Source organism: Cetobacterium sp. (assembly GCF_048470075.1).
Lineage (GTDB): Bacteria > Fusobacteriota > Fusobacteriia > Fusobacteriales > Fusobacteriaceae > Cetobacterium_A.
The window spans coordinates 1-10,160 of sequence record NZ_DBGBQB010000021.1 but is presented as its reverse complement, the minus strand read 5'-3'; the positions used below and the strand labels follow the sequence as shown (position 1 = coordinate 10,160).

General features: G+C 30.0%; 10 protein-coding genes. 6 read left to right on the top strand and 4 right to left on the bottom strand.

What is annotated here, in order from left to right; all coding sequences use genetic code 11:
* The first annotated feature begins 82 nt into the window (after positions 1-82).
* Together ACMOUI_RS00630 and ACMOUI_RS00625 are read left to right on the top strand one after the other, a co-directional pair.
* Complete coding sequence (locus ACMOUI_RS00630) at positions 83-445, top strand: MATE family efflux transporter (protein ID WP_418963811.1); 363 nt, start codon at positions 83-85, stop codon at positions 443-445.
* A 31-nt stretch (positions 446-476) separates the two neighbouring features.
* Positions 477-1,364 carry an MATE family efflux transporter gene (locus ACMOUI_RS00625; RefSeq protein WP_418963810.1) on the top strand — a complete coding sequence of 296 codons (888 nt, stop codon included), beginning with the start codon at positions 477-479 and terminating at the stop codon, positions 1,362-1,364.
* 68 nt (positions 1,365-1,432) lie between these two features.
* Here the strand turns inward: ACMOUI_RS00625 and ACMOUI_RS00620 are convergent, their stop codons facing one another.
* Together ACMOUI_RS00620 and lepA are read right to left on the bottom strand one after the other, a co-directional pair.
* Positions 1,433-3,046, bottom strand: a complete 1,614-nt coding sequence (locus ACMOUI_RS00620) for a phosphatidylglycerol lysyltransferase domain-containing protein (RefSeq protein ID WP_418963809.1) — start codon at positions 3,044-3,046, stop codon at positions 1,433-1,435.
* A gap of 62 nt (positions 3,047-3,108) precedes the next feature.
* Complete coding sequence (lepA, locus tag ACMOUI_RS00615; RefSeq protein WP_418963808.1) at positions 3,109-4,911, bottom strand: translation elongation factor 4; 1,803 nt, start codon at positions 4,909-4,911, stop codon at positions 3,109-3,111.
* A 145-nt stretch (positions 4,912-5,056) separates the two neighbouring features.
* Here lepA and ACMOUI_RS00610 point away from each other — a divergent pair, with 145 nt between their 5' ends.
* The 4 genes from ACMOUI_RS00610 to ACMOUI_RS00595 are packed head-to-tail and all read left to right on the top strand — an operon-like array spanning position 5,057 to position 6,911.
* Positions 5,057-5,512 (top strand): YhcH/YjgK/YiaL family protein, encoded by a 456-nt coding sequence (locus ACMOUI_RS00610; RefSeq protein ID WP_418963807.1) that lies wholly within the window; start codon positions 5,057-5,059, stop codon positions 5,510-5,512.
* 13 nt (positions 5,513-5,525) lie between these two features.
* Positions 5,526-6,191, top strand: coding sequence for a YoaK family protein (locus ACMOUI_RS00605; protein ID WP_418963806.1), 666 nt, complete (start codon positions 5,526-5,528; stop codon positions 6,189-6,191).
* 12 nt (positions 6,192-6,203) lie between these two features.
* Complete coding sequence (locus ACMOUI_RS00600; protein ID WP_418963805.1) at positions 6,204-6,398, top strand: hypothetical protein; 195 nt, start codon at positions 6,204-6,206, stop codon at positions 6,396-6,398.
* Positions 6,399-6,419: 21 nt separating this feature from the next.
* Positions 6,420-6,911: a thioredoxin family protein gene (locus ACMOUI_RS00595; RefSeq protein WP_418963804.1), complete on the top strand. Its 492-nt coding sequence runs from the start codon at positions 6,420-6,422 to the stop codon at positions 6,909-6,911.
* 3 nt (positions 6,912-6,914) lie between these two features.
* On the opposite strand, the gene ACMOUI_RS00590 is transcribed toward ACMOUI_RS00595, so the two are convergent.
* Together ACMOUI_RS00590 and ACMOUI_RS00585 are read right to left on the bottom strand one after the other, a co-directional pair.
* Entirely contained in the window at positions 6,915-8,438 is a 1,524-nt protein-coding gene (locus tag ACMOUI_RS00590) for an ABC transporter substrate-binding protein (protein ID WP_418963803.1), read from the bottom strand.
* 17 nt (positions 8,439-8,455) lie between these two features.
* Complete coding sequence (locus ACMOUI_RS00585) at positions 8,456-10,159, bottom strand: ABC transporter ATP-binding protein (RefSeq protein ID WP_418963802.1); 1,704 nt, start codon at positions 10,157-10,159, stop codon at positions 8,456-8,458.
* Between the last annotated feature and the right edge of the window lies 1 nt (position 10,160).

Genomic DNA, 10,160 nt, shown 5'->3' with positions numbered 1-10,160 from the left:
GCAAAATAATGGATAATTAAATTTTTTAAGGAGTCAAAAGTGATGGAAATTAATATAAAAAGAGATAATCTTTTTGAATAGAATGGTTAAAATATTTGTACCACTATTACTTTCTAATTTGTTAAATGTATCAATTTATATGATTAACTCCATCTGGATAGGAAGATTAATCGGAGAAAATGGAATTTCAATTATTGCGAATTCATATCCAATAACAATGATAGCTTCATCTATAATGAGTGGACCTATCACAGCAATAGCAGTTTTAATATCTCAAAATTATGGAGCAGATGAAAAAGAAAAGGTAAAACAAATTATGGGAGTTTTCTATATAGCAAATATCATATTGGGAATATTGGTAACATTAATTATGTTTTTACTCCTTCCAATGCTCTTAGGATTACTACACACACCTAGTATTATTCTTAAAGATATCTCAATATAATTTAATAGGATATACAGTTAACTTCCTATTTTTGACTATTTGCGAAGCTTTAAGAGCTATAAAAAAGACAAAAATTCCTATGCTATTTATTGCGGTAGAGCTAACTATTAATAGTTTGGTAGTTCCAATATTAATACTTATTGGATTGGGAATAGCAGGGGCAGCTATAGGGAATATAATAGCTACAGTTATAGTTACTGTAGGAATCATTGTATATATTAATAAAAATGAGGAGTTATTAAAAATTAATAAAAAATATTTAAGATTAGATGTGATATATTTAAAGAAAATATTGAAAATAGGAATACCAATAACTCTTGAATTATGGCTTGTTTCAGCCTTAATAACCATTGAAACATATATTTCTAATAGATCTGGAATATTGGGAAGTGCAACATATGGAGTTGTAGGTAGACTTGAGCAAATATTTTTTGTAATAAGCCAGCCACTGCAAACAGTATCCACAATATTGATAGGACAGTATATAGGGAAAAAAGATATAGAGAGTATTAAATCTATTCTTCATAGGGGATTCGAGCTAATAATTCTCCCTTCGGCATTTATTTTAATTATTGTATTTATTTTACCAAAGCAATTTTCTAAAATCTTTGTTAACTCTAAAGATATTTTAGATTCTACTGCTGCATATCTGTCAATAGTTGGAGTTGCATATGTATTAATGCCAGCTAGATTATTTTTAAATGGATTTATGATAGGAACATCCTACACTCATTATCATTTTATTGCTAGTTTAATAGCTAGTAGTTTAGAAGTGGTTATGATTTTTACCCTAATTTTATATTATCAAATTGAAAATTTAACGGCTTTAGGAATAGGAATAGTAACATATATTGCTGTTGATATGATATTGAATATATGTTTTTATTATTCTAAATGTTGGATAAAGGGATATGATTAATTTTAACGGGCGTATGCTATTGAAAAGGTAAATTATAAAGGAGGTTGATTGTAATCAACCTCCTTCCTCTATTTTTTAGTGAAAATCCCAAGTATCCCTCCAGAGATTAAAAGGGCTATATCTTTAAGTAGAGATGCCAAATTAAAATGCCCAGAGTATGCTAAATATTTAGATTCCCATTGAGGTGCAAATTTATCTTTAAATTGTTTTAATCCTTCAAAATTATAGAAGTTACCACCATGATTGAATAGAAAAACACTGAGTCTATTCCATAGAGGTGCTAAATCCCCACCATATATTCCAGCTAAAGGAGCCATTCCTAAGCTAAAACGTTCATACTCATTTTCTTTCGACCAGTTTATTATTTTTATAAATAAATACTCCATAGTTCCAGAAGGAGCAGATTCAACATATCTCATTAAGTCAATAGCAACTTCATTTTTATTATCAGTTGTCAAAAGATTAGAGAAGGCTATTAACTCATTTTTCTCATTATATAAAAGAGCTATTTTAAAGTTTCTAAGATAATCTAAGTTAAAGTTTCCCAAAGAGAAGCCCTTCTCTTTAGTTTTCTTATTTTTTAACCAATTATTAGAAACCTCTTCCAACTGAGATTCAATTCCATCAATAGAATCTACAACTGTAAAGGTAAAATTTAATTTTTCAAATTTATTAAATGTGTATCTAATCTTTTTATACAGAGGAGTTGAGATATCATAATCCTTTAAATGCACTATGGCTTCCTCTCCTATTTTAATTATTTTAAGCCCTAACTCCAAGTATTCAGAGAGATGATCTTTAGATATCTCATAGAAAGCTATATTTTTTCCACTCTGTTTTCCTATTCGATAGAAGTCCTGTATAATTTCACGAAAATGAGTTTTATCTCCAATTGGGTCACCCATAGATATCAGATTACCAGATGTATTTCCATACATGATATATGAGCTTTTACTTTTATCAAAAAGAATTGATTTATCAGGTAATAAAGCTAAAGAAGCGTAGCTATTATCACTTGATTTAATTATTTTTTTTATTTCATTTATAACTTTAGAACTTGGAACTTTTTCAACACTTAAAACAGTATTAAAAAAATTAAAAACTAAAAAGATACAGAATATAGATAGAGATATAAAACTATTTCTTAAAAAGATAGTATAGTGTCTATTTAAAACTAGATGCCACCATACCTCTCTCTTATATTCCACTGTCTTAAAGGAATAAAATCCAAAAAATATACTTAATAAAATCACAAATAGTGTGAAAAGAACCCAACTAATAGATAGTTTATCCTTTAAGATAGAGGATTTTCTATAAAATCTATCTTTTGAAGGGATTAGTAAAATAAGAATGAAGCTAAAAAAAGCGGCTTCCAAATAGTTAAACCCTTTAAAAAAACTAAAGAATATTGCAAAGATAAAGGATATAACAGATAGATAATAAGCACTGTCCAATCGTCTATAGATACCATAGGCCAATATAAGAAGAAAAGTTCCAATTATATTGGATGAAAGATGGGAAAGAGTTATTATATCTCCAGGCAGTATAGAGTAGATAAACTTTATGTATCTTAAATCTAGCCTTGATGAGTTTGAAAACATAATAAGTGTTCCAGATAAAAAAATTAAAATACTTAAAATATCAGGAAAAACTCTTTTTAAAATAAAGTGTAGTTTTTTCATAGAATATAAAATCCCTCCTCAAAAAAGATAAAAGGTGAGCCCATAGCTCACCTAAAATTAAATTAATCATTAAGTTTAAGAACAGATACAAATGCCTCTTGTGGTATCTCAACATTTCCAATCTGCTTCATTCTTTTCTTTCCTTCTTTCTGCTTTTCTAGAAGTTTTTTCTTTCTAGTGATATCTCCACCATAACACTTAGCAAGAACGTTCTTTCTATATGCTTTAATAGTTTCTCTAGCTATTATTTTTGCACCTAATGCAGCTTGAATAGGAACTTCAAATTGTTGTCTAGGAATAATCTCTTTTAGCTTTTCACAAATAGCTCTTCCTCTTGACGCAGCATGGTCAGTATGAGCTATAAACGAAAAGGCATCAACAACATTTCCAGAAACAAGAATGTCAACTTTAACAAGAGAGGATTCTTTATATCCAATCATCTCATATTCAAATGAAGCATATCCTTTAGTTCTTGATTTTAATTTGTCATAGAAGTCGATAACAATCTCTGCAAGAGGTAATTCATAGATTACCATTGTTCTGTTATCATCTATGTACTTCATATCAATGTAAGTTCCTCTTTTTTCTTGGCAAAGTTCCATAACATTTCCAACATAATCTTTTGGAGTAAGAATACTTCCTTTGATATATGGTTCCTCAACACAGAACTTAGCTCTTCCACCTTCAGGGAAATCACAAGGGTTATCGATAACATAAGTTTCTTTTCCTTCTAAAGTGATTCTATACTCAACTGAAGGAGAAGTTGAAATTAGGTCAATATCATACTCTCTTCTAAGTCTTTCAACAATAATCTCCATATGTAATAATCCAAGGAATCCACATCTAAATCCAAATCCTAAAGCAAGAGATGTTTCAGGAATAAATGATAAAGAAGCGTCATTTAACTGAAGTTTTTCTAAGGCTTCTCTTAAATCCTCATAGTCATCTGTAGATATTGGATATAAACCAGCAAACACCATTGATTGAGCGGGTCTAAATCCATCTAAAGGCTCTGCACAAGGTCTTTTTGCATGAGTAATAGTATCTCCTACCTGTGTATCTTGAATAGTTTTAATACCTGTTATAATATATCCAACAGATCCAGAACTTAGCTCTGGTTGCTCTTTTTTAGTTGGTGCAAAAATACCACACTCAAGAACGTCAAACTCTTTACCAGTTGACCAGATTTTAATTTTATCACCCTTTTTAATCGATCCATCAAGAACTTTAACATAAGTTATAACACCACGATAGTCATCAAATAAAGAGTCAAAAATCATAGCTCTTAAAGGAGCTTCTTCATCAAAAGTAGGAGCTGGAACTCTTTCAACAATAGCTTCTAAAAGTTCATCAATTCCGATACCAGCTTTAGCTGAAACTAAAACTGCATCATCAGCAGGTAATCCAATAATATCCTCAATTTCATTTTTAACTTTCTCTACATCTGCAGCAGGTAAGTCTATTTTATTGATAACTGGAACAATCTCAAGACTATTTTCAAGAGCTAAGTAAACGTTAGCAAGAGTTTGTGCTTCAACTCCTTGAGCGGCATCTACAACTAGAAGAGCTCCTTCACAAGCGGATAGTGAACGTGAAACCTCATAGATAAAGTCAACGTGCCCAGGAGTATCAATAAGGTTTAATTCATACTCATTTCCATCTTTAGCAGTATATTTTAATGTAACTGCTTGAGCTTTTATAGTAATTCCTTTTTCTCTTTCTAACTCCATTGAGTCAAGAAGTTGTTCTTTCATTTCTCTTTCGGTAACAGTACCAGTAGCTTGAAGTAGTCTATCAGCTACAGTGGATTTACCATGATCTATATGTGCTATAATTGAAAAGTTTCTTTTAAATTTTTGTAACACAATATCCTCCTCTAAATATATTTCTTCACACTATATTATAAAAGAATTATCAAAAAAAATCAATCTAAATTAAATAATAGCTTGACTTTATGAAGGTATTTAGAATATCATAAAAGATGAAAATAAAAATAAGGGGGATTAGCAAATGATCTTTGGACAAATTGATGAATTAAAGTTTTATAAGGGAATCTCTAAAGGACTGGATATGGCTATAGAAGCTATAGAAAATGGGAGCTATAAAACTGGGGTAGTAGGAAAAAATGAAATTGATGGAGACAATGTATTTTTTAATGTTCAGGAATGCAAAACTAAGGTTTTAGAGGAGTGTTTCTTTGAAGGACACAAAAAATATATAGATATCCATATAGTAATCGATGGTGAAGAGGGGATTGGTTATTCATTAAAAAGTGACTTAAAAGAGAAAACAGAGTATAATGAAGAGAGCGATTTCCAAGTTTTAGAGGGAACTGAGGAGTATAGACTGAATATGAATAAAGATAATTTTTTAATAGTATTTCCAGATGAACCACACATGCCTCTAATTTCAAAAGATAATGAACCAAAAGAATTAAAGAAAGCAGTATTTAAAATAAAGTACTAAGAAGAAGGTAGAGATGGAACAAATTAATAAAAAACTGTTTTTATGGATAAGTTTATTAGCTTTTTTAGGTGGAGGAATGAATGCGTTTGCAATACTACAATTTTCTTTAACAGCTAGCCATATAACAGGAAGTGTAACAAGAATCTCTACAGATTTAGCTTATTATAATATAGCACATTTAAAGATAATGATAGGATTGGTATCCGCCTTTTTTAGTGGAGCAATAGTTTCTGGAATTATAATAGGTTCAGGAAGAGATTTTGAACTGAGAAAAAGATATGGGGATACCTTCATATTTATAGGTATACTGCTTAAAGTTTTAGAGATGTATCTATATACAGATGTATTATTCGTATTTATTCTTGCTTTTTCTTTAGGATTACAAAATGGTCTATTTATTCGTTATAGAGGTATGGTTATCAGAACTACCCATATGACTGGAACAGTGACAGATTTAGGTGTTGTAATTGGACATTATTTAAGAGGGAATAGAGAGATAACATGGAAGATGAAATACTATGCTATGAATATTCTTTCCTTTATAACTGGTGGACTATTAGTTGGATTAGGACTAAAATATTTTGGTAGAAATACCTTAAACTATATGTCTATGGCCTATATTTTAAGTGGAGCTTTCTACTTCCTATTAAGGGATAAATATTATAAAATGAAAAGGTAGGAGAAGTAAAAAATGGAAAAATACTATATAACTGTAGAAGAGAAAAAAGAGATGGTTGAAAAATATCCCACTCTTGAGTGTGAAAACTCTATTGGTATAATGAGTGATGACTATATGTCAATAAAATGTAAAGTTTTATCAGGAACATGTACATATAGATTAGGTCAAAAAAATGAGTATAAAAATTGTAAGATACTAAATAAATAAAAATTTATGAGGTGAATTAAGATGGATATGAAAACACTTTATTCAGCAGGTATGAATTTTGATGCATTTATGGGAACTGGAATAAAAAGCGAAAGAGATAGAATACCTAAAAACTATTCAAGAATAGTTATGACTGAAGAGGAGATTGAAACTGTAAGAGAGATAGATAAAGAGATAAAGTTTCTGGTTTCAGGAGAACCTTGGTGCATGGACTTTCAATTGAATGTAACTGTTTTAAAAAGATTTTGTGAATTAAATCCAAATTTTGATATGGCTATTATAACTAAAGCCAGAGGAGAGAAATTCTTAAAACCACTGATGGAAGTGGAGGAGTTTAAAGTTCCATTTATTGTACCTCTATCAGAAAATTATGAGGTATGTGGAGACATTTTTGTTGAAAGACCAAAAGAGATAAAAAAATTTGTCTATGAAGATGTAAAAATGGATTACTTAAAAGGTCAATACCTACATGAAACTGTAAAAGATTTAATAGAGATGATAACAAAAAAGTAGATGTTATTTAACATCTACTTTTTTCATATTCTCATAGTAATTTCTCATACTAGCTCTATTATATTCAAAATTTTGAATTTTTTTACTGATTCCAATACCATCAATTTTGTAAACTAGCGGCACAATTGGGTTTTCATCTAAAATTATCTCTTGGGCCTCTTTATAGTACTCTTTACGTTTTTCAGTATCAGTTGTACTATGGGCTAAATCAATGATTTTATCCAACTTTTTATTCTTATAAAATGAACGATTTCCCTCTGCACCAACTGAATTTGAATGAAAAAGAGTAGTTACAACAGTGTCAATATCACTAACTCCTAAAATCCATGTAGTTAAAAGAATATCATGAGCACCCTCTGAAGTTTTCTTCAAAAATGTTCCCCACTCCACAATCTCTATATTTGAATTGATACCAATCTCCTTTAAATTAGCCTGTATAATCTGTGCTATTTGAACCCGTACAATATTTTCACTTGTCCAAATCTTTAAAGTTGGAACTCCCTTTCCCTTTGTTTCATTAAAAACAATCTCTTTGGCCATTTTTATATTGTTTTCAAGTGGTTTTAAATTTTGATAACTTCCAAAGATATTTGGATTTATAGGTGAAGTTGCAATAGATCCTCTATTTAAAAATATGGCTTCCAAAATTCCATTTTTATCAATAGCCATATGAATCGCTTTTCTAATATTTTTATTGTCCAGTCCAGCTTTTGTTACATTTAAAACCATAAGCTCCGTAGTAGTGGTACTTTTATGTAAAAGATTTAACTCAGGGTTTTTTTCCACAGTTTGGAAATCAATGGGAGAGATAGCATATATTATATCCACTTCACCAGTTTCTAAAGCTGCTAAACGACTTGTGTTTTCAGTGATAATTTTAAAGATTAAACCGTCGTTTTGAGGGGTTCCTCTAAAATACTCCTTAAAACTTTTCATAATAATTTTATCTCCATCTCCCCAACTTGTAACCATATAAGGGCCAGTTCCCATGGGGTTTAAAGCGATATTATTTCCTGCCTCAATATATTTTTTATTCATAATAGCTGCAATAGGAAGTGTCAAATTAGCTAAAAATGGAGCTGAAGGCTCATATAAAGTTATTAAAACTTTATTATCTGTAGTTTTTTGAACACTCTTAATATCTTTTAGAATAACTCTACTTCCAGGTTTTTCCATCATTCTTTTTAAGCTGAATACCACATCATCAGCTGTTAAAATTTCGCCATTGTGAAACTTAACATTGTCTCTAATTGTAAATAGTATCTCTGTTGGAGATAGGTAAGTAAAATCTTTTGCCAGCTCAGGTTTTGGGATACCATTGTCATCAAGGGTAACCAAAGTATTAAAGATATGTTCAGTTATTCCCAAAGTGGGAAATTCATTGAAGGTATGTGGATCTAAAGATTTGGGTTTTGATCCCTGAGCCACTACAATGACACTCTCATTATCACAAAAAGTAATATTACTTATAAGCAATAGATTAAAAATAAAAAATAGTGTGAAATATTTTTGAATAATTTTTTTCATAAACTCTCCTAAGTAAATTATTGTAGAATCCCTAAATGTAAATTGTAATAGAATCCTTTATTGCTGATTAGTTCTTCGTGTGTTCCTTTTTCTACAATACCATCATCAGTGATGACAACAATTGTATCAGCATTTTTAATTGTAGATAATCTATGTGCAACAATGATAGTTGTACGATTTTTAGCAAGTTCATCTAAAGACTCTTGAATAAGTTGTTCTGTAATATTATCTAGGGCTGAAGTTGCCTCATCTAAAATTAAAATAGGGGGATTTTTTAAAAATATTCGACCAATGGCAATTCTTTGTTTCTGCCCTCCAGAAAGTTTCACACCACGTTCTCCAACCTCTGTATTATAACCATCTGGTAAAGTCTCTATAAAGTCATGGATATTCGCTTTTTTTGCCGCTTCTATAATCTCCTCATCAGTGGCATCAAGTTTTCCTATTATTAAATTTTCCTTAATACTTCCAGTAAAAAGAAACGGATCTTGTTGAACAACACCAATATTTTTTCTTAAAGAATCAATTTTGAAATCATATATACTTTGAGAATCAATTTTTATATCTCCACTATCAATATTATAGAATCTTGGAATCAAGTTGCAAATAGTTGTTTTACCTCCACCAGACGGACCTACAAGGGCTAAAGTTTCCCCAGCTTTTATATCCATAGAAAAATCTTTTAAAATAGTTTTTTCATCATGACTAAAACATATATTTTCAAAAGTGATGTCTCCCTTTACATCTGATAGATCCTTAGCATTTGGAGAGTCCTTCTCAATGTCTTCATCCAGCATCTCTTTAAAACGTTTAAAACCACTCATACCATTTTGATACTGTTCAACAAAGCCTACTAGTCTTTTTATTGGTTGACTAAAAATTCTAATATATAAAAGATAAGCTAAAAAATCACCAAAATTAATCCTTCCTTGATAAGTGAATATAGCACCAAAGACTAAAACAAGATAATCTAGCATATCAGTAAGAAAAGTCATACCAGAAACATATTCAGCCATAACTTTATATGCTCCTTCACGAGCTTTTTTAAACTCCACATTACTTTTTTTAAATTTCTCCAGTTCATCTTCCTTATTGACAAAAGCTTTAGATACTCTTATACCACTGATACTATTCTGTAAGGTTGAATTAATACTACCTATTTTTTCACGTGTTTCTAAAAAAGCGTCAGCCATTTTTTGTCTTCTAGCAACAGTGAACCACACAATAAATGGTATCACTGAGAAAATAATAAGAGTTAAAGGTACATTTATATTTAAAAGTAGAAAAAAAGAACCTAAAATCATAATTATAGAGATAAAAATATCCTCAGGACCATGATGTGCAAGTTCTGAGACCTCTTGAAGATCATTTACAATTCTGGACATAATGCTTCCCGTTTGAGTATTATCAAAATATTTAATAGGGAAATTTTGAAGTTTTGTATATACATCTTTTCTCATATCACCTTGCATTCTAACTCCAACTACATGTCCCCAATAGTTCATAAAATAGTTACAAAGAAGTTTAATAATATATATAACCAAAAGGATAACTGCTAAAGCTATAATGCTTTTATAATGTCTATTTGGAATGTAGTTATTTACTGCAACTCTACTTAACATAGGATAGATTAAGTCACAGATAGAGACGGTAATAGCAGCTAATAAGTCTAAAAAGAACAGTTTCTTATAGGGTTTATAATAACTTATAAACTTTTTTATC